Annotated in this window: 21 protein-coding genes; 11 read left to right on the forward strand and 10 right to left on the reverse strand. The window is 61.2% G+C overall.

The annotated features are described in order from the left end of the window. The first annotated feature begins 9 nt into the window (after positions 1 to 9). The 3 genes from BLT50_RS00080 to BLT50_RS00090 all read left to right on the forward strand — a co-directional run bounded on the left by BLT50_RS00080 (position 10) and on the right by BLT50_RS00090 (position 3,538). On the forward strand, positions 10 to 1,011 hold the full coding sequence (locus tag BLT50_RS00080; protein ID WP_090025178.1) for an ABC transporter permease: 1,002 nt from the start codon (positions 10 to 12) through the stop codon (positions 1,009 to 1,011). Then, the gene (locus tag BLT50_RS00085; RefSeq protein WP_090025180.1) at positions 1,008 to 2,513 is read left to right on the forward strand and encodes a sugar ABC transporter ATP-binding protein; all 1,506 of its coding nucleotides are present in this window, start codon (positions 1,008 to 1,010) and stop codon (positions 2,511 to 2,513) included. Before BLT50_RS00080 ends, BLT50_RS00085 begins: the two co-directional genes overlap by 4 nt. A gap of 158 nt (positions 2,514 to 2,671) precedes the next feature. Beyond that, a complete protein-coding gene (locus BLT50_RS00090; RefSeq protein ID WP_090025182.1) occupies positions 2,672 to 3,538 on the forward strand; it encodes a fumarylacetoacetate hydrolase family protein in 867 nt (288 codons plus the stop codon). A 31-nt stretch (positions 3,539 to 3,569) separates the two neighbouring features. On the opposite strand, the gene BLT50_RS00095 is transcribed toward BLT50_RS00090, so the two are convergent. Then, positions 3,570 to 4,076 (reverse strand): DUF6647 family protein, encoded by a 507-nt coding sequence (locus tag BLT50_RS00095; protein WP_090025184.1) that lies wholly within the window; start codon positions 4,074 to 4,076, stop codon positions 3,570 to 3,572. On the opposite strand from BLT50_RS00095, the gene BLT50_RS00100 reads away from it, so the two are divergent. After that, entirely contained in the window at positions 4,075 to 5,088 is a 1,014-nt protein-coding gene (locus tag BLT50_RS00100; RefSeq protein ID WP_090025187.1) for a LysR substrate-binding domain-containing protein, read from the forward strand. The two genes, BLT50_RS00095 and BLT50_RS00100, sit on opposite strands and share 2 nt — an antisense overlap. Positions 5,089 to 5,166: 78 nt before the next feature. Here BLT50_RS00100 and BLT50_RS18910 read toward each other — a convergent pair whose 3' ends face one another. The 4 genes from BLT50_RS18910 to BLT50_RS00120 are packed head-to-tail and all read right to left on the reverse strand — an operon-like array spanning position 5,167 to position 8,075. Then, positions 5,167 to 5,763 carry a hypothetical protein gene (locus BLT50_RS18910; RefSeq protein WP_139170441.1) on the reverse strand — a complete coding sequence of 199 codons (597 nt, stop codon included), beginning with the start codon at positions 5,761 to 5,763 and terminating at the stop codon, positions 5,167 to 5,169. After that, positions 5,760 to 7,112 carry a sensor histidine kinase gene (locus tag BLT50_RS00110; RefSeq protein WP_090025192.1) on the reverse strand — a complete coding sequence of 451 codons (1,353 nt, stop codon included), beginning with the start codon at positions 7,110 to 7,112 and terminating at the stop codon, positions 5,760 to 5,762. The genes BLT50_RS18910 and BLT50_RS00110 overlap by 4 nt, the downstream gene beginning before the upstream one ends. Then, positions 7,109 to 7,768, reverse strand: coding sequence for a response regulator transcription factor (locus BLT50_RS00115; RefSeq protein ID WP_090025194.1), 660 nt, complete (start codon positions 7,766 to 7,768; stop codon positions 7,109 to 7,111). Before BLT50_RS00115 ends, BLT50_RS00110 begins: the two co-directional genes overlap by 4 nt. Position 7,769: 1 nt before the next feature. After that, positions 7,770 to 8,075, reverse strand: a complete 306-nt coding sequence (locus BLT50_RS00120; RefSeq protein ID WP_090025197.1) for a PepSY domain-containing protein — start codon at positions 8,073 to 8,075, stop codon at positions 7,770 to 7,772. Positions 8,076 to 8,203: 128 nt separating this feature from the next. On the opposite strand from BLT50_RS00120, the gene BLT50_RS00125 reads away from it, so the two are divergent. Both BLT50_RS00125 and BLT50_RS00130 read left to right on the forward strand, forming a co-directional pair. Next, positions 8,204 to 8,542, forward strand: a complete 339-nt coding sequence (locus tag BLT50_RS00125) for a PepSY domain-containing protein (protein ID WP_090025200.1) — start codon at positions 8,204 to 8,206, stop codon at positions 8,540 to 8,542. Beyond that, positions 8,542 to 9,177 (forward strand): cytochrome b/b6 domain-containing protein, encoded by a 636-nt coding sequence (locus BLT50_RS00130; protein WP_090025203.1) that lies wholly within the window; start codon positions 8,542 to 8,544, stop codon positions 9,175 to 9,177. The genes BLT50_RS00125 and BLT50_RS00130 overlap by 1 nt, the downstream gene beginning before the upstream one ends. A 156-nt stretch (positions 9,178 to 9,333) precedes the next feature. On the opposite strand, the gene BLT50_RS00135 is transcribed toward BLT50_RS00130, so the two are convergent. Then, positions 9,334 to 9,681 carry an aldehyde dehydrogenase gene (locus tag BLT50_RS00135; RefSeq protein ID WP_139170442.1) on the reverse strand — a complete coding sequence of 116 codons (348 nt, stop codon included), beginning with the start codon at positions 9,679 to 9,681 and terminating at the stop codon, positions 9,334 to 9,336. 5 nt (positions 9,682 to 9,686) lie between these two features. After that, positions 9,687 to 10,922 (reverse strand): sulfite oxidase, encoded by a 1,236-nt coding sequence (locus tag BLT50_RS00140; protein WP_090025207.1) that lies wholly within the window; start codon positions 10,920 to 10,922, stop codon positions 9,687 to 9,689. 22 nt (positions 10,923 to 10,944) lie between these two features. Here BLT50_RS00140 and BLT50_RS18915 point away from each other — a divergent pair, with 22 nt between their 5' ends. Continuing rightward, entirely contained in the window at positions 10,945 to 11,361 is a 417-nt protein-coding gene (locus BLT50_RS18915) for a hypothetical protein (protein ID WP_139170443.1), read from the forward strand. A gap of 224 nt (positions 11,362 to 11,585) precedes the next feature. Next, positions 11,586 to 12,623 carry a sodium:calcium antiporter gene (locus BLT50_RS00145; RefSeq protein ID WP_090025210.1) on the forward strand — a complete coding sequence of 346 codons (1,038 nt, stop codon included), beginning with the start codon at positions 11,586 to 11,588 and terminating at the stop codon, positions 12,621 to 12,623. A 78-nt stretch (positions 12,624 to 12,701) separates the two neighbouring features. Here the strand turns inward: BLT50_RS00145 and BLT50_RS00150 are convergent, their stop codons facing one another. Then, positions 12,702 to 13,841, reverse strand: coding sequence for a M20/M25/M40 family metallo-hydrolase (locus BLT50_RS00150; protein ID WP_090025213.1), 1,140 nt, complete (start codon positions 13,839 to 13,841; stop codon positions 12,702 to 12,704). Positions 13,842 to 14,057: 216 nt separating this feature from the next. Here BLT50_RS00150 and BLT50_RS00155 point away from each other — a divergent pair, with 216 nt between their 5' ends. After that, the gene (locus BLT50_RS00155; protein WP_245723276.1) at positions 14,058 to 15,119 is read left to right on the forward strand and encodes a flavin monoamine oxidase family protein; all 1,062 of its coding nucleotides are present in this window, start codon (positions 14,058 to 14,060) and stop codon (positions 15,117 to 15,119) included. 12 nt (positions 15,120 to 15,131) lie between these two features. Next, positions 15,132 to 15,716 (forward strand): CIA30 family protein, encoded by a 585-nt coding sequence (locus tag BLT50_RS00160; protein ID WP_090025218.1) that lies wholly within the window; start codon positions 15,132 to 15,134, stop codon positions 15,714 to 15,716. A 29-nt stretch (positions 15,717 to 15,745) separates the two neighbouring features. On the opposite strand, the gene BLT50_RS00165 is transcribed toward BLT50_RS00160, so the two are convergent. Together BLT50_RS00165 and BLT50_RS00170 are read right to left on the reverse strand one after the other, a co-directional pair. Next, positions 15,746 to 16,813 carry an LLM class flavin-dependent oxidoreductase gene (locus BLT50_RS00165; protein WP_425433916.1) on the reverse strand — a complete coding sequence of 356 codons (1,068 nt, stop codon included), beginning with the start codon at positions 16,811 to 16,813 and terminating at the stop codon, positions 15,746 to 15,748. Positions 16,814 to 16,920: 107 nt separating this feature from the next. Beyond that, entirely contained in the window at positions 16,921 to 18,810 is a 1,890-nt protein-coding gene (locus tag BLT50_RS00170) for a sigma 54-interacting transcriptional regulator (RefSeq protein WP_090025221.1), read from the reverse strand. Between the two features lie 202 nt (positions 18,811 to 19,012). On the opposite strand from BLT50_RS00170, the gene BLT50_RS00175 reads away from it, so the two are divergent. Further along, entirely contained in the window at positions 19,013 to 20,401 is a 1,389-nt protein-coding gene (locus BLT50_RS00175; RefSeq protein WP_090025224.1) for a CmpA/NrtA family ABC transporter substrate-binding protein, read from the forward strand. The last annotated feature ends 3 nt before the right edge of the window (positions 20,402 to 20,404 follow it).

Consider the following 20,404-nt stretch of genomic DNA (forward strand, 5'->3'; position numbering starts at 1 on the left):
GAACGTATCATGCAACCGGGTGCACTGGCCAAGGCGCTGAAAAGCGGGGCCATCTGGGGCTTTATCCTGCTCGAGCTGATTTTCTTCAGCGTGGCAGGAGAGTTCCTGTCGCTTTCCGACAAGGCGTTCATGGACTGGGAAAACATGCTGCTTCTGCTGAAGCAATCGGCCCCGATCGGTATCATCGCGATGGGCATGACAATCGTCATGGTGAACGGCAATATCGACCTGAGTGTCGGCGCCACGTTCGCCATCGCGGCCATCGTTCTTCTGGACAGCATGACATGGCCAATCTTTGCCGGCCTTGGTGACTGGGTGATCCCGGTGGCCTGGCTTCTGGCCCTGATGGCCGGCGCCCTGCTGGGGGCTCTCAACGGTCTGATCGTGTGGAAAACGGGCGTCGATGCGTTCATCGTGACGCTCGGATCGATGCTTGGCTATCGCGGCATCGTCTTCATGTTCAATGGTGAGAATCCCACAAGTCATCTCAACTGGACATTGGTGGACTTCGCCGAAGCGCAATTCCTCGGGCTGCACACCGCCACATGGTTCCTGCTGGGCGTGACATTTGCGATCTGGTTCCTGATGACCCGGACGGTGCATGGCCGCAATGCCTATGCCATCGGCGACAACCGCGAGGCGGCCGTCAACGCGGGCATCCGTGTGGGGCCGCACATGATGGTGAACTTTGCGATCATCGGGTTTCTTGCCGCGCTTTCGGCTGTGGTCTTCTACTCGGAAAGCGGGTCGGTGAACCCCAACGACGGACAGCTTTACGAATTGTGGGTGATCACCGCAGTGGTGCTTGGCGGCACCAAGATCACCGGGGGCGCGGGCAATGTCATCGGCACCTTCGGCGGCGTTGTCGCGATCCAGCTTTTGCGCAAGGGGCTTGGGCATATCGGGGCCGACACGTCGACGGTGAACCTGGTGATCGGCTTGATCCTGATCGCGGTGCTGTTCCTCGACAAGCAGCTCAATGTCAAAGGCAAAGAGGAGCTTAAGATATGACCCATCCGGTTCTTCGACTTGAAAACATCGTCAAGACATTCCCCGGTGTGCGGGCATTGGACGGAGTATCTTTCTCGGTCTTGCCCGGAGAGGTCCACGCGCTGATGGGGGAAAATGGCGCTGGCAAATCGACCTTGATGAAGGTGCTCGGGGGGATCTACCAACCCGACAGCGGCAACATCCTCATGGGTGAGGACAAGGCCGTCATGTCCGGCCCGCTGGACGCCAAGTCCAAGGGTATCGTTTTCATCCACCAGGAGCTTAGCCTGGCCGAGGAATTGTCGGTCGCCGAAAACATCTATCTTGGCGAACTGCCGCGCAAATCCCTGGGACGGGTCGACTGGGCCAAGCTGTCCGAGCAGACCAATGCGATCCTCGAAAAGTTGAATGTCGGCTTCGACGCCAAGACCCGTGTCGGGGATCTTTCGATTGCCAACCAGCAAATGGTGGAAATCGCCCGTGCTTTGACGGTGAACGCCAAGGCAGTCATCTTCGATGAGCCGACGGCGTCACTTACCGATGCGGAGAAGGTTGTGCTGTTCGACGTGATCTCGGATCTGAAAAATGAGGGCGTCGGGATCATCTACATCTCGCACCGGATGGAAGAGATCTTCAAGATCACCGATCGGATCACGGTGCTGCGTGACGGGCAGTACCAGGGAACGGTCAACACCGCCGAGACGGACGAGGAAGCCGTCACGCAACTGATGATCGGTCGCAAGCTCGATCTGACCCGCAACGCATCGCACCACGAATTGGGCGATGTGGCCCTGGAGGTCCGCGGGTTAAGTTGCGGCAAGCTTTACCAGGATGTCAGTTTCGAACTGCGCCGCGGCGAGGTGTTGGGCTTTTACGGTCTGGTCGGAGCCGGCCGCACCGAGATCGCCGAGACACTTTTCGGCCTGCGCGATCCGTCGGCCGGGCAGATACTGCTGGACGGGGAAGAGGTGCGCATCCATTCACCGGCCGATGCGATTGCAAAGGGTATTTCGCTGGTGCCCGAAGACCGAAAGGGGCAGGGGCTTGTGCTGGAAATGAACTGCCGGGACAACATGACCCTGCCGCAGGTCGACGATCTCAAGGCCGGGCCATTCGTGGCCGAGGGCGCAGAAGTCGCGATATTCGACCAGTACCGCGACCAGTTGGACATTCGCACGCCCGGCTGGAAGCAAAAGGCCGGCAACCTGTCAGGCGGCAACCAGCAGAAGATCGTGATCGGCAAATGGCTGTCTATGCATCCCAATGTCCTGATCGTCGACGAACCCACGCGCGGCATCGACGTCGGCTCGAAATCCGAGATTCACAAGCTGTTGCGCAAGCTGGCGGCGCAGGGATACGCGGTGATCGTCATCTCTTCGGAGATGCCCGAAGTCCTCCATGTGTCCGACCGGATCATTGCGATGTATTCGGGCCGGATCATGCGGACCTTCACCTCGGATGAAGTGAACGAAGACAACCTCATTCAGGCCATTTCGGGTCTGGGAAGCAACGAGGCCGCATGATGTGCGTTGCCATTGCGCCAGCAAGGCCCGTATTCGAATGCCTGATCGCGCAAGCGGTGAAAAGGCTGCAAACACCCTGCAAAACCGATCCCCTTGGACGGCGCGGCTTTTGAATTGCCGCGTGGAGTCAACCTGATCTATAGCGAAAGGACAAAGAAATGAAACTGCTGCGTTTCGGACCTCACGGTGCCGAAAAACCGGGACTTTTGGATGACATGGGGCGGGTTCGCGACCTTTCGGCGATCGTGCCGGATATCGGCGGCGATACGCTGCTACCCGAAAGCCTTGCGGCGCTCAGGGAACTGGATATCGAAAGCCTGCCCATCATCGACGGCAAGCCGCAGGATGACTTGCGGCTCGGCCCTTGCGTGGGCGGTATCGGCAAGTTCGTCTGCATCGGCCTGAACTACGCCGATCATGCAGAAGAGGCCGGAATGCCGATCCCGGAAGAGCCGATCATCTTCAACAAGTGGACCTCGGCCGTCGTCGGACCCAACGATGACATCCAGATACCCCGAGGTTCGGTCAAAACCGACTGGGAGGTGGAACTGGGCGTCGTGATTGGCAAACCCGGAGTTTATATCGACGAGGCCGACGCCATGGCCCATGTGGCAGGGTATTGCGTGGTCAACGATGTGTCCGAACGCGAGTTCCAGTTGGAACGCGCGGGGACTTGGGACAAGGGCAAGGGGTGCGACACGTTCGGCCCGACCGGACCTTGGCTCGTGACCCCGGACGAGGTGGAGAATGTCGACGATCTCGATATGTGGCTTGATGTGGATGGCGAGCGGATGCAGAGCGGCTCCACGGCGACACTCATCTTCAAGATACCCGAGCTGATTTCGTATTGCAGCCGTTTCATGAGCCTTCAGTCCGGTGACGTGATCTCGACCGGAACGCCGCCAGGTGTGGGCATGGGGCATAGCCCGATCAGATACCTGGCAGGCGGCGAGGTCGTGACGCTTGGCATCGCGGGCCTTGGGGAACAGCGCTCTTTCGTCCGGCCGTCGGCGTCCATCGCATGATCGGTGACGCGGGTCGCGCCAGCGGCCCGCGTCAATCGGGATGTACGTTTTGCAGCTTGCAGGTGGTGGCAAGGCCGAGGACCGTCCAATTTACATCCAGAAGAACCTTTTTCGCGCTCAACCACTTCTGCTGCAATTTGTAGGCTTGGTATTCCCAACTTGCCCGGCAGCCATGTCCTGCCGCGGCCTGGCGGTGATGAACAAGTTCATGCAGCAAGACGGAAACGTCTTCGGTGTCCGTCGCACTCCACGGGCGGAACAGCGTTATTTTCCTTCCGCTCTTGTCGTAAAGCCCACGGGTGCGCGTGCCGACAGCCATCCGAGATATTAAGCGTTCGTCATCCGCGTCAGACCTGTCCGCAAGGACTATCGTCGGTGCGGTTGGCGCTCTTTGCAGATTTGAGTTCCGGTCAAGCCAGGCTTCGAGTTTCTCGACAAGTTCCCGCTGCGGTTGGGCCGCGACTGGCGCCGGGAAGAGAAATACTGTAGTAATAACAAGTGCGGTTGTGACAGCGGCCGCAAGTTGCGAGGTCTGCATGGCTTGCTCCTCGATTGCTTCGATCCCTGGAGATCAGGCTAGCGGCACGAGGTGGCGCGAAACAAAAGATCAATTTTCACGAGGAGATGAAAAAATTTCATCCACTCGAAAAAGAAATCTCCCGCCATTCACGGCGGTAAAGGCATTCGAGGCCGCCGCGCGGCACGCGAGTTTCAAGCTGGCCGCCAGGGAATTGTGCCTGTCGCCCTCTGCTGTCTCTCATCAGATCCGCGCTCTTGAGACCTACCTCGCAACAATGCTTTTTCGTCGCGAAGGCGGTCGGGTCTCTCTTACGAAAACGGGCCGTGCCTATGCAGGGCGCCTGACGGATTTGCTCGATAATCTTGCCGACACGACGGAAAAGGCGAGGGGCGGCAACTCGCAAGAGCTCAGGATACTCTCAACGCCCGGATTCGCTGCCCGCTGGCTTGTGCCCCGGCTTTCGCGCTTTTCACATGCGCATGCAATCAAGCTCCGGGTGGCGGATGCCGCGCCTTCGACGGATTTTGCTTCCAACGATGCCGATGTCGTTGTGCAGTGGCGCGATCAGTCCGCACCCGGCCTTGAAGTGATGCCGTTTCTGGAATCCGCCCGATACCCGATGGCGGCCCCGGATTTCGTGAAGGAGAAACGCCTGAGCGAACCGAGCGACCTGTTGACGGTACCTTTGTTGCGCGATCAGACGGATGATCTGTGGTCTGCCTGGTTCAGGAAGCTGGGCATAGATGCGGATGCCGATGCCATGATTGATGGGCCGGCCTATCCGAATTGCGAATATGCGACGTCGGCGGCTGAAGCGGGGCTTGGGGTGACACTTGGATACGAAGCCGTGTTGCGTGACACGCTGGATGAAGGGCGGCTTATCAAGCTTTTCGAAGTCGGGACCACCCCATTCAGCATCTACGGTCTGGCCTGCGAAACGGGCCGCAAGGACGAGCCCTTGATACGTGGTTTTCTGGAATGGGCGTTGAGTGAATCCCTATCCGACAACACCTGCCCGATAAGACACTGATACAGCCGAGCGGCCAAGCCATGGACTGCCCCTCGTGATGGTTCCCCGGGGGCGGATGACCAAAGAATACAGATCTGCCTAACGCTCGGGCCGGGGCGATGCGATTTGGAAATGCTTTCGTATCGCGTCTGACCGCAGCAGATAAGTCGAGAGCCCGATATAAAGGGCGAACTCGGCGAGCATGATCATCACACCGGTCGTGCCTCCTCCAAACGCCCCGAAATCCATTGTTTCAATGAAGCAGATGGTAGCCAACACCGCATACATGGTGATCGTGGCGTGACGCGTATGTGGCCAGCGCTTCAGATAGCCGAAAACAAAGATCGATCCCGTCAGCGAGATTGCGAGGAAGTGTATGAACTGAAGTCCGGCAGGAAAGTTGCTGTCTTGCAACCCGAGATGCCAGGCTGGAAACGCATACTCGAACAGCCCCCAAAGCCCCCAGCACAGCAAGCCGGCTGACAAAACGAAAAGACCCTTGGGAAGAAAACGGTCAAGCGTGTCCAGGGCCGCACCTCTCAAAGCGTTTGCTGCCGCGTCAGGAGCCGAACGCACATCGTGGTCATGGGCCCTCGGGAACAGTTTATAGTCGGAAGATGCCGCTTGAAACCACGTGAAAGTCGGGTTCCCGAAAAGATGCGCGTGTCCGCGTTTTTTCCGAGTGTTTGGTTTCAATCAGCCACGCGATGCCCCGTATCCCGTGCGCGGGGCAGGGCGAGCGTGGCTTTCAAACCCGGTTCGGCATTGTCGAGCAACAGCATCCCGCCCGCGGCTTGCGCGATCTCTGACGCAATGGACAGACCAAGCCCTGTGCCGGCTTCATCCGCCCGGACATGGCGGCGCATCAGTGCTTCGCGCTTTGTCTCGGGTATGCCGGGTCCGTCGTCCGCGACGCTCAAAAGAAGCCGCGCGCCGTCCTCCCTGGCCGAAAGAACGACCCGCCCGCGCGCATGGCGGGCGGCGTTTTCCAATAGCGCGCCCATCGCCTCGGCCAGGTCGGCATCATCAAGAGCGACCGCAAGCCCCGGCGAAATCGATTGCCGCCAATCCAGGTCTTCCCCATCCGGTGTCCGGCGCAGAACCGCGATCAGGCGGTCGGCGACCAGGGCGGGATCTGCGCGGGCATCCAGCGCGCGGGCCGCGCTGCGGGCGCGCACAAGTTCGCGGTCGACCGTCCGGCGCATGGCGCGGGCCGTGTCCTCGATCCCTTCGGCCTGTTCGGCGGCGCCTTCGCGGCGCAAACGTGCGGCTTCTCCCATAAGGGCTTGCAGCGGCGTCTTGAGCCCGTGCGCCAGATCCGCTGCGCGGGCGCGGGCGCGCTCGGTTTCCGCGTCCCGGGCTGCCAGAAGGTCGTCGATTTCGGTCGCCACCGGGCGTAGCTCTACCGGCCAGTCGTCGCCCATTCGTGTGGCCCGGCCGGTACGCAGGGCGGCGATCCGCGCGCCGAGCGCCCGCAGCGGGCGCAGGCCCACGGTCAATTGCGCCCAGCCTGCTGCAATCAGCGCCATGGCCAGCAAGCCGAGGTAAGGTGCCAGATCGGCCATGAAATCGCGGCGGGCCTCGATCAACTCCGAGGCGGTCATCCCGACCGCTGCCCGCACAGCCCCTCCGCCGAGCCGCGCCGGCAACGTGATTGAACGTTCCAGGACAAGCAGGTCTTTATCGTCGGGGCCTGGCAACCAGTGCACATGCACCGCGCCGTCGCCCAGCGTGTCGACGGGCAGATCGAGCACGGTATCCCACAGCGAGCGGGACCGCTGGATGCTCCCCGCTTCCTCGATCTGCCAGTAGAGCCCGCCATAGGGTTGGGTAAAGCGCGGGTCGGCGGGTGGCCGGGTCAGTTCCAACCCCTGCGGCCCACGCTCCAGGCCGGCAAGAACCTGGTCGAGCTGCACGCTCATCTCGGCCACGGCTCGGCGTTCGACATGCGCTGCAAAGAGTTGTGCGAGACCCAGTGCCGCAAGTCCCATTGCCACGAAGATGGCGATGGCGCCTGCCAGGGCCAATCGCAGGCGCAGGCTCATGTCGCCTCCAGGAAGTAGCCGAAGCCGCGCCGCGTTCCGATGATGCCGGCCCCGAGCTTTCGACGCAGGCGCGCGATCACGGCTTCGAGCGCATTCGCCTCGCGGGCATCATCGTCCCCATACAGGTGTTCCAGCAATTCGCTCGGTGGGACGGGTCGGTCCCGATGCAGCATGAGATAGGCCAAAAGACGATACTCCAGCGCCGTGACCTGCACTTGAACGCCTCGTATCGCGACACCCATCCGGTTGGTGTCGAGGCTCAGGTCTCCGGCCTCCTGGAACGCCGCGGCGTGGCCACCGGTTCGGCGGACAAGCGCGCGGGCCCGTGCGATCAGCTCTTCCATGCGAAAGGGTTTCGGAAGGTAATCGTCGGCGCCGGCTTCGATGCCCTCGACCCGCTCCTGCCAGGTGCCGCGCGCGGTCAGCACCAGTACCGGCATTGTCCTGCCGTTCGCCCGCCATCGCTTGAGCACTGCCAGACCGTCGAGCGATGGCAGCCCCAGATCAAGCACGACGAGATCGTAATCTTCCGTATCCCCGAGAAACCATGCATCCTCGCCATCGCCCGTCACCTCGACGCGGAACCCCGCCGCCGTCAGGGCGGACTGCAGGTCACCGGCGATGCGGGGATCGTCTTCGACAGCGAGCGCGCGCATTTCAGTCGTCGTCCTCCTCGCGTTCGACGTCCAGCACCGCACCCGACGCCGCATCGATTTCCATCTCGTAAAGGTGCCCCTCGGGTGACACCAGTTCCAGCTCGTACACCCATCGGCCGTCGTCGCGTTCGAGGTCGATCTCGATCACACGGCCCGGCCGTACCTGGGTCGCGGCCTCAAGGATGGCCGACAGCGGCAGGATTTCACCGGCCTCGAGCGCATGGCGGGCGCGGTCGTGGTCGTCGCGATCCGCCAGGACGGGTGCGGCAAGCAGCGACAGGACGAGTATCAGGATGCGGTGTGTCATGGCGTCACTCTCTACCTTCGGCAACCTGACAGCAAGCTGACACAGCGGGTCAGGCCGGTGTCAGGCGAGTCGGTGCAGAAGGGGGCATCGGCGGCCATGACGGCTGCCACGGCAAAAGGAGAAACACCATGAAACGCACCATCCTCTTTACAGCATCGCTTGCAGCCGCCGTCGGGCTTTTCGCGCTCGGGGCCAATGCGCAGCAGCAGGGCGCACAGGCGCAGCAACAACAGCAGCGCATGAGTGTCGCTCAGATCGCCACCATGCTCGAAGAGCAGGGCTATACCGTAGTCGAGGTCGAGCTGGAACGCGGCCGGTACGATGTGGAAATGATCGACAGCAAGGGCATGCGTGTCGAGGCGTATCTTGATCCAGCCACGGGCGCCGTTCTGCCCTATCGCGACGACGATGACGATTACCGCAACAAGCGCGACGACGACGACCGTGGCGAACGGGACGACGATTGATGGCGGACCGTTCGGAAACGGGCATGGTTCGGGTCTGGGATCCCCTGATCCGGGTCGGCCACTGGGTGCTGGTGGTGGCGTTTGCCACCGCCTACCTTAGCGAGGGAGAGCCGCAATGGCTGCATAGCTATGCCGGTTATGCCATCGCGGTGACGGTGGCCGTCCGCATCCTGTGGGGTTTTGTCGGACCGCGCCGCGCCCGGTTTACGGATTTCGTCACAGGTCCGGGTCGCGTTCTGCAATACCTGCGGGATCTGGTCTCCGGCCGTGCGGAACGGCATCTGGGGCACAGCCCGGCGGGCGGGGCGATGACCGTGGCGCTCTTGTTCGCGCTGGCGCTTACGGCTTTGTCGGGAATGGCCACCCTGGCCGTCGAGGAAGGCCAGGGCCCCCTGGCCGGAATAGTCACGGCGCAGTCCCTGCCGGCTTGGGCGATGGAAGAGGACGACGACCACGATGAATACGGCGAGCAAGGCGAAGGCGGTGAAGCGTTCGAGGAAATCCACGAATTTGCGGCAAACGCGACATTGCTGCTGATCGTCCTGCATCTGCTCGGCGTGCTCTGGGCCAGCCGCGTGCATGGCGAGAACCTCGCCCGTGCCATGATCAGCGGGCGCAAGCGAAGCACAGAATAATCCAATGCCGCCGGGTTCGGAATGTGGACCCGGCGGCGCAGTGGAAAGTTCCATCCAACCCGCGCAGGCCAAGGCAGGTTAGCGGATAATTGCCGCGCAGGTTGGACCGGGCATGACGCTTTGATCGCTTGCCCGAATGTCACCCGTTCGCGGCGCCTATCTAGGGAAATGGGGCCGGTCGGTGTTGTAGTGTTCGGACAGGTAATCGAGGATTTTCTCGCGATCGTCGTCCGGGATCGGCTGCATTCCCTGTTTTTCGACCATCCATTTCAGCAAGTCGTTCCAACCCTTTCGGGTCTGCCCTTGCTGCGCCACAAGCATTTCCGAATGGCAGCCTGCACAGTAGGAATACGTTATGTCAGCCCCTTTGGCGGGGTAGAGCGCGCCAACATCCCCGACATCCGCCGCGGCTTCGGTGTCGTCATGCCCATCTTCGGCGGCGGTGACGGCAAACGGGAAGGCGGCGGCCAGGGCCGCCACCAAAATCCTTGTTTTCCAACGCATGTCGATCACGCCACCTTGGCCTGAACGGCGACCTTGTGGAATGAGTTGTTGAGATATCCCTTGGGATTCCACTTGATCGCAAAGGGTTGCATCACTCCTTCGCTGTCCGTCGCGCGGGCCCAGATCTCGAAATACCCGGACTGCGGCAACGATACGGTCGTGCGCCAATTCTGCCATGCCCCTGCATTGACCGGGTCGTCCAGTTCGGCCCGCTGCCAGCTTTCCCCGTAGTCTGAGGAAACCTCCATTTTCTGCACGGTACGATCTCCGGCCCATGCGTGGCCGCGCACCTCGAATTCCGAGCCGACATCGGCCCCGTCCTGCGGATGCGTGATCAACGACTTCACCGGCATCGCGTGGATGGTTTCGAAATCTTCAAGCGGGACATCGGTTCCGGGCGCGACCGGGTAACTTGGCACGCTGTAAGACGGCGCGGCCATCTTGGTACCGTCATGCTTGTGGTCCAGCAGTTCGATCCGCGTGAGCCATTTCTGCGAACACGAACCCGGCCACCCCGGAACGACCAGCCGCAGAGGTGCGCCATTCAGCCGATGCAAGGGTTCGCCGTTCATCTCGAAGGCGATCAGCACATTGTCGGTCATCGCCTTTTCAATCGGCAGGCCGCGTGAAAGTGGCGATTTCTCGGGGTCGCCCGAAAGATGCGCATCAGCCCCGTAATGGCCGGTATAAACCACGCTGTCCTGTACGCCGGCTGCCTCCAGCACGTCACGCAACATGACACCCGTCCATTCGGAGCAGGCGACGGCGCCATATGTCCATTGGTTGCCCGACGCCGGCGGATCGAAGAACCCGCGGCCGTTGCCGCCGCACTCCAACGTCAGCGCCATAGTCACCACCTCGAACTGGTCACGAAGATCGTCGATGCTCATTTTCATCGGTTGGTCGACTAGGCCGTCGACCGTCAGCATCCAGCCTTCGGCGGATGTGTCGTCGGGAACGATCCCGTTGTTGCGCACGAAGTGCCGCGCCTTCGGCGTGATCGCGTCGTCCAGCAGATGTGCGGGCGTTTGCGCATTGACAGGTCTGTCGTTCAGCAAATCCAGCCCATCCTTGCCGTCGAGGGCGCCGCCCTGCGCCAGCGAGCGCGTCGCCGTCATCTGGAGAGGCAGTCCAACACCCAGAACGCCCCCCGCTAGCCCAAGTCCGCTGATGCCAAGAAAGCCGCGGCGTTTCATGTCTTGAGGAAGCTCCTCGTTCGCATTGCTTTCGTCATGTTTCATCTTTCGGTTCTCCTCCCAGTAAATGAAAAAGGTCTTTGAAAACGGGCTACGCGTTACCTTTGAAAAATACCCGTGCCGGCAGACCGGCCCTTGGACCGTTCCACCCTTCAAGACGCTGTCGGGCTGTGCCGACCAGCGTTCGCTATGTGTTTTTCTTTCCGTGCCTTTCCGGCCCGAACGCCTTCGTGCGTGGCGCGGGCGTCGTGTGTCTGGTCGTAGATTGGAAAGCGTGTCGCAGACCGATGCTGTGATTATCGTCGCGGAATTTTCGCGTTACCGAATGTGCCATCGCGATGGCAATGCCGGGAACATTCGCGAAGAATTGCACAAAGGCTTCAAGCGCCGCAGAACTGTCGGCGAGGGCGCCAATGCCCGTTATGGGCCTCGAGTCGCTCATGCACGCACCATGGGCCTCGAGTCGCTCATGCACGCACCGTAACAACCCGGGAACCGCGGATCAAATCCGGGCAGGGGTTACGGCGCGTTCACGCCGATTGCCGTCTGTCCATTCCGGTGGCGCATTCAGGGCAGGGCGGCCAACCGATCACACCGAAAGACGGTAATCACCGCCGTTCCATGCGCGTCACCAAGCCTTTCCGATCCAATAGGCGACGGCCCGCATTTCTTCTTTACGCGACGCTCCGAAGATGTCGTTCTGGTGGCATGTTCGACGAACTCGCACTTGCCATCCTCCTTTTGCTCGGCGGTGGCGCGGCAATGGTCATTCTGGTCGTTGGTCTGCAAATGACAGCTCTCGCCGATAGGATCGCAGACCGCACGGGCCTTGGGGAAGCGGTGGTCGGCGGTGTGCTGCTCGGAGCTGCGACCTCGTTTTCCGGTACGGCCGTATCCTTCACGGCGGCCTTGGACGGGCGGGCATCGCTTGCCTTTTCGAACGGCATTGGTGGCATCGCGGCGCAGACCGCTTTCCTTGCCATTGCCGATATCGTCTATCGCCGCGCCAATCTGGAACATGCGGCGGCAGAGCTTGCCAACGTTTTTCAATGTGGTGTGCTTCTGGTGCTTCTTGCGATCCCGATTGCGGCTGTCACCGCGCCCGAAATTGCGGTTTTCGGGGTTCATCCCGCTTCGTTCCTGTTGGTTGTCGTCTATGCCTTCGGTGTCGCCGCGACCGCCCGCATCCGCGAAAAACCGATGTGGCATCCGGTACAAACCGATGAGACCCGCGCCGACGAACCCGAAGACGGTGACACGCCGGACAATCCTGCACGCTGGCTGATCCTCGGGTTCCTGTTTCTGATGGCGGTTCTGGGCGCGGCGGGCTGGGTCATCAGCCAGGTCGGCGCGCAACTTGTCGACCGGCTGGAAATATCGGCGTCGCTTGTCGGTGCGCTTGTCACGGCGGTCATCACCTCGTTGCCCGAACTCGTCACGACGATTGCCGCCATCCGTCGCGGCGCACTTCAACTCGCCATAGGCGGCATTATCGGCGGCAACACGTTCGATACTTTGTTTCTGACCATCTCTGACATCGGGTATCGGGATGGCTCGATCTATCATGCGGTCGGACCTCAGGATCTGTTCTGGCTCGCGACCGGGATGCTGATGACGACGATCCTGATGCTGGGCCTTATCTTCCGTCAGAAGAAGGGCCCCGGCAGCATAGGGCTGGAAAGCGTCGTGCTGCTATGTATCTACGCGCTTGCAATCGCGGTGCAGGCGGTCTCGGCAAGTTCCTGAAGCGGAAATTGCCACCCGCAGGGGGGGCGCATCGAAAACGGCGCGCAAGCCGGCCTGCGGATCATCCTGCACGCAAATTCAGCCCTGGCCGCCAAGCCGCATCATCAGCGCCGCCAGCAGCCGTCCCCTTTCAGCAAGGCTCGCCACTTCGATATGTTCGGTCAAAGTATGCAGGCCCTTGCCGCGCACCCCCAGTGAGTCGAGCGTCGGGATACCCATGGCGCCGGTGAAATTGCCGTCCGAGCCGCCGCCGGCACTGCCCGCTGTCAGGTCGAACCCGAGATCGCGCGCGATATCCTTGGCAATGTCATACATCGCCATCGTGCCGGACTGATCGGGTGCCCAGACCGGACGCGTGACGCCGCGTGTGATGCGGAACTCGACGCCGTTTTCGTCGCCGGCCAACGCCATCATCCGCGCGACGCCGCGGTCAAGGTCTTCCTGCGTCTTGGCCATGCTCAACGCTTCGGCCTTGCACAGCGATGACACGCAATTCACCCATTCCCCGCCACGGATGACACCTACGGAAAAGGTGCAATCCTCGCCCGTCATCGCTTCGATTTCCAGAAGCTTCCGCGCCATCATGGCAATCGCGCTGCGCCCCTCGGACAGGCGCGCACCAGCATGGCTGGGCTGCCCTTCGGCGATCAGGTTGAAGCGCGCGATCGCATAGCGTCCAATGACAGCGCCACCATCGTCGCGCGCGGGCTCGGGCACAAGCACGTATTTGTGGCGCGCGGCTTCGGCCTCGATCAACTCACGGGTCGACGGGGTGCCAACCTCTTCGTCGGGCGTGAACAGAACCGTCACGGGCAGCGGCGTTTCCAGACCGGCGCGCTGCAACTGCCGCAGTGCCTCGACGGCGGCGTAGTTGCCGCCTTTCATGTCCATGATGCCGGGGCCAAAGCAGATATCGCCCTCGCGCCGGAAAGGCAGCTTGGACAGCGTGCCAACGGGGTGGACCGTATCCATGTGGCCGAGGATCAGGATACCCGGCGCGCCCTGCCTTGGGTGGGGAAAGCGCGCACGCAAAGACCCACCAAAACCCATCCTGCCGGGGATGCGCTCGATCTCGGCCATCTGGGCCAGGTCATGGGCGGCGAGGTCCATCATCCGGTCCACCGCCGCGGCGTCGTGCGTTGGGCTTTCGCATTCGATCCACGGGCGCAGCCCGGACAGCATGTCGTCGGCGTCGAAAGGCAGCTTGAGTGGGTCCATCCCTTTACATCCTCTTTGCGGGTTTCATTTCCAGCATATGCAGAAACCACCCTTCGGTGACACACACAATCGACACAAAGCGCTGGGCAATCCGTCAAGCCCGCTGCCAATCGACAGGGTTTCGGAAAGCGGTGCGGATTCCAACCGGGGGGCGGGCCTGCTATTCCAACGGCCGAACAGGGCGGCACGGAAATGAGGGGGACGGCTTTGGACATAGTGGTCATCGGGGCAGGCTTATCGGGGCTGACGGCGGCCACTGTCCTTCGTGAGGCGGGCGCCGATGTCCTGCTGATTGAAGCAGGCGCCGGGATCGGTGGTCGCATCCGCGCCCATCGTGACCCCGAAACCAATGCGCCCCTTGCCGATCTGGGCCCGACCTGGGTCTGGCCCAAATATCAGCCCGTCGCCCGGAAATGGATCGAGCGGCTGCAACTGCAGACTTTCCAGCAATTCAACGATGGCGATGCCGTGATCGAAGGATACGGGCCCGGACCCATCCGGCAACCTTTGCCCGGCCAGGACGGGATGGTGCGCATCGTGGGTGGACCGACTGCGTTCGTCGATGCGATGTATCAAAGACTTGATCCATCGAGGATACGCAGATCGGCGCCTGTCGCCGGCATTGCCCCTGACGGTCCCAGGCAGATCGCCGTCCGGCTTGCCTCAGGCGATGTGGTGCGGGCCGGGCAGGTCGTCCTGTGTATCCCGCTTCGCGTGGCGGCCGAAACGCTTGACATGCCGTGGGCGCCGCCTGCGCTGCTGGACGTGATGAAGCGGACGCCGACATGGATGAGTTCGCACGCCAAGGCGGTTGCCATATACGATCGGCCATTCTGGAGAGAGCACGGGCTTTCGGGGCGTATCGCCAGCCGCACAGGCCCGCTGGTCGAGGCGCATGATCATTCAGGGCCGGATGGTGCGCCCGCTGCGATATTCGGCTTCGTTGGATTGCCGACGGACCAGCGGCAGAATGACCCCGAAACGCTAAGACAGGCCATCCTTGCGCAGCTGGTCAGGTGTTTCGGTCCTGCCGCCGCCGCGCCGAAGGCTCTGGTGGTGCAGGACTGGTCGACCGATCGACACATTGCGACCGATCTCGACATTTCGGGTCCGGCGCACCATCCCGATGTCGGACCGGAAGTTCTGAGGCAGTCCTTTCTCGATGGGCGTGTGCGTTTTGCCGTGTCGGAAACGTCCGAGATCAGCCCCGGCCTTATCGAAGGCGCTTTGGCTGCAGGGGAACGAGCGGCAAGGGACATGATCGATGCGCAGATATGATCGGAGGATGCGATGGCCGGAAAATCACTTGCGGGACGCATACGGGCTTTCCTTGCTTTTGCGCTTTTGTCGGGCCAGTTGCTTGGCATTCCCATGGCGGCAAAGGCCGACGATATGATGATCGAAACCTTCGACATGCAGCCGGAAACCCGTTGGCGTTTTTTCACCGATGGTGTGATGGGCGGCGCGTCGTCCGGGCAGGTGGTTTTCCTTGGCGAGACGGGTCAGACCTACGCCCGCATGACCGGCGAGGTCAGTACAGCCAATAATGGCGGTTTCATCCAGATGCGGATGGACCTGACCCACCCCGCGCCCAAAGGCTCCAGCGGTGTACGACTTGTCGCGCGCGGCAATGACCAGAGATACTTCGTGCATCTGCGCACGGGCGGCACCATGCTGCCGTGGCAGTATTATCAGGCGGGTTTTGCGGTGACAGGTGAGTGGACGGAAATCCGCCTGCCATTCGACAGCTTCAAGGCATCCGGCCGCCTGCTTCGCCCGACGCCCAGACCGGCCGGCCTGAAATCAGTCGCGGTTGTCGCTTTTGGCCGGGACCACGAGGCCTTGATCGATATTCGCGAAATCGGCTTTTACTGAGGGCCAAGGGCGACTTGAGCCCCCTTGGCTCATCGGGTTCCGGTTTGAAGGTTCGATGCCGCCACGAAGCCCTGCAGCACCTCGGCCGCGATTGCAAAGGATCTGATGCGCGCAGCATGGTCGTGGATCATGCCCGTCACGATCAATTCGTCGGGTTTGTAACGTTCCACGAGGCCCGCAAGCTCGCGTTCTATCGTGCTGGCGCTGCCTGTTGCCGAGCAGGCAAGCGCCTGCTGCACCTGTGCCATCACTGGCCCGGGAATTTCCGACGAAAGATCCGAGACGGGGTACGGCAGCTTGCCGGGACGGCCCGTCCGCAGGCGCGCGAAAGACAGGATTTGCGAGGACCGCAGGTACCATGCCTCTTCGTCCGTTTCCGCCGCGCAAACCCCGGCAGCCATCATGAAATAGGGCCTTGCCAACCATTTGGACGGCTGGAATGTCGATCTGTAGATTGCGATAGCCTCCTCCAGCATCTGGGGGGCGAAATGCGATGCGAACGCGTAAGGAAGCCCAAGATATGCCGCAAGCTGCGCACCATACAGGCTGGAGCCGAGTATCCAGACCGGAACATGGGTGCCCTGGCCGGGGATGGCACGAATAGGCGCGTCATCCGCCGCCTCGTCGAAATAGCCCAGCAGTTCAACGACATCCTGTGGAAAGTTGTCATTGGCCTCCTTGTTGCGTCTTAGCGCATAGGCGGTTGCGCCGTCCGTGCCCGGCGCGCGCCCAAGCCCCAGATCGATACGCCCCGGATAGAGCGTTGCAAGCGTGCCGAACTGTTCGGCAATGACAAGCGGCGAATGGTTCGGCAGCATTATGCCTCCGGCGCCGACGCGGATGGTCCGGGTCGCCGCGGCGACCGCTCCGATGACGACCGAGGTTGCGGCGCTTGCGATGCCGGGCATGTTGTGATGCTCGGCCAGCCAGTAACGGTGATACCCGTTTGCCTCGGCATGGCGCGCCAGGTCGATCGTGTTGCGCAGTGCATCGTTGGCGGTCTGGCCTTCCGCGACAGGGGAAAGGTCAAGCAAGGAGAAATGATGCAAGTTTGCGTCCTCTTTGGCTGGTGGCGTCTTTGTAGGCGGCGGGCCCATCTTTCAGAGAGCCTAGCAGGAGTCTGCGAGCGGTAAAACGTGCCTTCTTCTTGTCCTTCCCGGTGTCGATGGAAGATAAGCAACCACCAAAGAAAGCGCGGAATACTTCAGATGCCGGCTTCCAACCCCGCCGTGTCTTTCCATTCGCTTTCGTCGATCCCGAAGCGGCGTATCCGTGAATATAGCGTGGTCGGCCTGATCCCCAAAAGATCGGCTGCGCCGCCCGGGCCGGACACCTTGCCCCCGGTTTCGCGCAGACAGCTTATAAGGTTGTCGCGGATCATGGTTTCCATTTCGGCCTCTGATCGGATGGGCATTGCGGCCCGTCGCGCCCCCGGTTGCGCGGTGCCGAGTTCAAGAATGATCTTGCCGCCGCCCGACACGATCGCGGCACGTTCCACGACGTTGCGCAATTCGCGGACATTCCCTGGCCAGGGGTAGTCCATCATCTGCTGCACTGCGCGCTCGGTGATGGTGGGGCGGGTAAGGTTCAGCCGACGGCAGGTGATATCAAGCAGATGCGACGCAAGCAGGGGAATGTCTTCGGTGCGCTCTCTCAGCGGCGCGCAGGCGATCGGAAAGACATTGAGAAAGAAAAGCAGATCCTCGCGCAGCTTGCCCGATTTGACCGTGCGTTCCGGGCTGTCGGTCATTGCCGCGATCACATGAAGGTCAAGCGCCTTGGCGCGTGTGTCGCCAAGTCGCGTAACGGTGCCGGTCTGAAGCGTCTGGAGCAGCCGTCCCTGCGTTTCGAGCGGTAGTTCCGACACGTCATCCAGAAAAAGCGTGCCGCCATGCGCCAGTTCCAGTTTGCCCGGCTTGTCGCGGGTCGATCCGGGATATGCTCCGCGCACCTGTCCGAACAGTTCGGCTTCCACTTCCTCGGCCGAAACGGCGCCGCATTTGAACGTGATCATGGCCCTGCGCGATCGCGGGCTGGCCTTGTGAATGGCATTGGCAACCAGCGCTTTTCCGGTACCGGTTTCGCCGGTGACAAGAACGGTTGCGTCGGTCGGCGCCACAAGGTCGATCCGGCTGCGGATCTGCTTGATCGCGGCGGATGTGCCGACAATGTCGTGGTGTGCCCGCTCGGATGTGATGGCCTCTTGCAGATAGGCGTTCTCTTGTTCGAGCTGGTCGCGGAGCGAGGCCACCTCCTGCAGCGCCTCGTGCAGTTTTCGTTCGTTTTCCTTTCGTTCGGAAATGTCGCGGAAAATCACCACGGCGCCGACCAGCACCTGCTGATCGTAGATCGGGGTCGAGACATATTCGACGCGGATGGGCTTGCCGTCCTTGCGCCAAAACACCTCGTCGTCGATGCGGTTGATCTTTTCGAACCTGAACGACTGGTAAATCTTGCATTCGTGGGCCGGGTAGATGTCGCCGTTCAGGTGATGGTGGTGAATGAGCCCGTGAATGTTTCGGCCCAGAAGGTCTTCGGCCGTCCATCCCAGCATCTCGCGGGCCGCGCGATTGACGAAGGTCGTTTTTCCCTCGGCGTTGACGCCATAAATTCCTTCGCCAGCCGCGTTCAGGATCAGCTGGTTTTCGCGCTCAAGCTCGGCAAAGAAGCGTTCAGCGCGTTTCCACTCCGTCAGGCCGCTGCGATACATCTGCGCGGTTTCAACAAGCGCCGTGCGCTTTTCGAAATCGTCCAGGTCCGTCAGCAGCAGCAATACCCGCGCCGGTGGGTCCGGCAGCGGCCGGGCGCGAATTTCGCAACGAAGCTCTCGCTTGTCGGTCGAAAACAGAGCCACATCGCGTGTCCAGCTTTCGCCGCGATGATCGACCTCTTCCATGAACACGATGAAGCGCGGCAATGACGTGCCTGCGAAATCCGAAAACCGCACAGGCGCCGGCGTATCGGGCGCACCCGACAAGAGAGCGGCCGCCCCGCAGTTCCAGGCAACGACCTGATCGGTTGCTGTGTCAAGAACAAGGGCAGGCTCGGGCAATGCCGCGAGAAAGGAATCAATCTGTTCGATCGTCTGTGGCATGAAGGCAAGCTTAGAAAGGTTTCCGACCAGGCCCTAACGAAATTTCGTAAATCACGAAAAATCGTAAAATTTTTACTTTCAAATCATAGCGTAATAATCTGATTTATAAATATTTTTTAAAGCTGCCTAAAATTTGGTCGCCACTTTCCAGGCAGGCGTTTCCTTGGAACGATGAGGGCAAGAAACCTCGAAAGGAAAGCCGATGACGATCAAAACCCTGGGAAATCCGTTCTCTGAAAAAACCGATCTGCGCCACGGGGCGGATTGTGGTTGTGATAGCTGCCTTGCCGGTCACGGTCATGACAAGAACCACGCAGAGCCGGCAGAGATGTCGTCCGAGCAGATGCTGGAACGCGCAGTCGAAAGTGCGGTGGTGCGCTCCATGTTCGGTCAGAACGATGTCAGCCGCCGTTCTTTCATGGGGATGCTTGGGGGGACGACCTTTGCCGCTGCTCTTGCGTCGGTCTTTCCGCTGGACAAGGCCAAAGCCGCCATACTCGACGAGCTTGGCCCGCCCGAGAAAACCGACCTGAACATCGGGTTTGTACCGATCACCTGCGCAACGCCGATCATCATGGCGCAGCCGATGGGCTTTTACGAACGCTACGGCTTGAACGCCCAGGTCATCAAGACAGCCGGATGGGCCGTGGCGCGCGACAAATCGCTGTCGGGTGAATACGACGCCAGCCACATGCTGACGCCCATGCCGCTGGCGATGACGCTTGGCGCGGGTTCTGTCGCGACGCCCTACATCATGCCGGCAGTCGAAAACATCAACGGACAGGCGATCGTTCTGTCGAACGAGCATCTCGACAAGCGCGACCCGGCACAGTGGAAGGGCTTTACCTTCGGCGTGCCGTTCGAATACTCGATGCACAACTTCCTGCTGCGCTATTATGTTGCGGAATATGGCCTCGACCCCGACGTAGACATCCAGATCCGCGTGGTTCCGCCGCCCGAGATGGTCGCCAACCTGCGCGCCGGGAACCTTGACGGCTATCTTTCGCCCGACCCGTTCAATCAGCGTGCTGTCTGGGAAGGCATCGGGTTTATCCACACATTGACGAAGGACATCTGGGAAGGGCACCCCTGCTGTGCATTCGCCGCGCCGCTGTCCTTTGCCGAAGAGCTGCCCAACACTTATGGCGCGCTTTTGAAATCGATCATCGACGCCACGCAATACGCGTCGAACCCCGACAATCGCAAGGAAATCTCCGAAGCGATTGCGCCGACCAACTACCTCAACCAGCCCGTGCCCGTGATCGAGCAGGTTCTGACGGGCACCTATGCCGACGGTCTGGGTAACGTGCAGCGCGTGCCCGACCGGATCGATTTCGATCCGTTCCCCTGGCATTCGATGGGGGTCTGGATCCTGACCCAGATGAAGCGTTGGGGCTATATCGAAGGCGACGTCGATTACAAGGCAGTGGCCGAGCAGGTCTATCTTGCCGCCGATGCCAAGAAGGTCATGAACGATCTTGGCTATGACGCGCCGGATGTCACCTACAAGTCGCACACGATCATGGGCAAGACCTTCGATCCGGCCGACCCCGAGGGATATGTCTCCAGCTTTGCAATCGGCCGGGGTTGACCG

Source organism: Lutimaribacter saemankumensis (genome assembly GCF_900100005.1).
Classification (GTDB): Bacteria; Pseudomonadota; Alphaproteobacteria; order Rhodobacterales; family Rhodobacteraceae; genus Lutimaribacter; species Lutimaribacter saemankumensis.

Excerpts from the sequence above, each read along its gene's own strand:
- BLT50_RS00080 (WP_090025178.1), top strand. The coding sequence starts at position 10 with ATGCAACCGGGTGCACTGGCCAAGGCGCTGAAAAGCGGGGCCATCTGG.
- BLT50_RS00085 (WP_090025180.1), top strand. The coding sequence starts at position 1,008 with ATGACCCATCCGGTTCTTCGACTTGAAAACATCGTCAAGACATTCCCC.
- BLT50_RS00090 (WP_090025182.1), top strand. The coding sequence starts at position 2,672 with ATGAAACTGCTGCGTTTCGGACCTCACGGTGCCGAAAAACCGGGACTT.
- BLT50_RS00100 (WP_090025187.1), top strand. The coding sequence starts at position 4,075 with ATGGCTTGCTCCTCGATTGCTTCGATCCCTGGAGATCAGGCTAGCGGC.
- BLT50_RS00095 (WP_090025184.1), bottom strand. The coding sequence starts at position 4,076 with ATGCAGACCTCGCAACTTGCGGCCGCTGTCACAACCGCACTTGTTATT.
- BLT50_RS00110 (WP_090025192.1), bottom strand. The coding sequence starts at position 7,112 with ATGAGCCTGCGCCTGCGATTGGCCCTGGCAGGCGCCATCGCCATCTTC.
- BLT50_RS00115 (WP_090025194.1), bottom strand. The coding sequence starts at position 7,768 with ATGCGCGCGCTCGCTGTCGAAGACGATCCCCGCATCGCCGGTGACCTG.
- BLT50_RS00120 (WP_090025197.1), bottom strand. The coding sequence starts at position 8,075 with ATGACACACCGCATCCTGATACTCGTCCTGTCGCTGCTTGCCGCACCC.
- BLT50_RS00125 (WP_090025200.1), top strand. The coding sequence starts at position 8,204 with ATGAAACGCACCATCCTCTTTACAGCATCGCTTGCAGCCGCCGTCGGG.
- BLT50_RS00130 (WP_090025203.1), top strand. The coding sequence starts at position 8,542 with ATGGCGGACCGTTCGGAAACGGGCATGGTTCGGGTCTGGGATCCCCTG.
- BLT50_RS00135 (WP_139170442.1), bottom strand. The coding sequence starts at position 9,681 with ATGCGTTGGAAAACAAGGATTTTGGTGGCGGCCCTGGCCGCCGCCTTC.
- BLT50_RS00140 (WP_090025207.1), bottom strand. The coding sequence starts at position 10,922 with ATGAAACATGACGAAAGCAATGCGAACGAGGAGCTTCCTCAAGACATG.
- BLT50_RS18915 (WP_139170443.1), top strand. The coding sequence starts at position 10,945 with ATGAAAAAGGTCTTTGAAAACGGGCTACGCGTTACCTTTGAAAAATAC.
- BLT50_RS00145 (WP_090025210.1), top strand. The coding sequence starts at position 11,586 with ATGTTCGACGAACTCGCACTTGCCATCCTCCTTTTGCTCGGCGGTGGC.
- BLT50_RS00150 (WP_090025213.1), bottom strand. The coding sequence starts at position 13,841 with ATGGACCCACTCAAGCTGCCTTTCGACGCCGACGACATGCTGTCCGGG.
- BLT50_RS00160 (WP_090025218.1), top strand. The coding sequence starts at position 15,132 with ATGGCCGGAAAATCACTTGCGGGACGCATACGGGCTTTCCTTGCTTTT.
- BLT50_RS00165 (WP_425433916.1), bottom strand. The coding sequence starts at position 16,813 with ATGGGCCCGCCGCCTACAAAGACGCCACCAGCCAAAGAGGACGCAAAC.
- BLT50_RS00170 (WP_090025221.1), bottom strand. The coding sequence starts at position 18,810 with ATGCCACAGACGATCGAACAGATTGATTCCTTTCTCGCGGCATTGCCC.
- BLT50_RS00175 (WP_090025224.1), top strand. The coding sequence starts at position 19,013 with ATGACGATCAAAACCCTGGGAAATCCGTTCTCTGAAAAAACCGATCTG.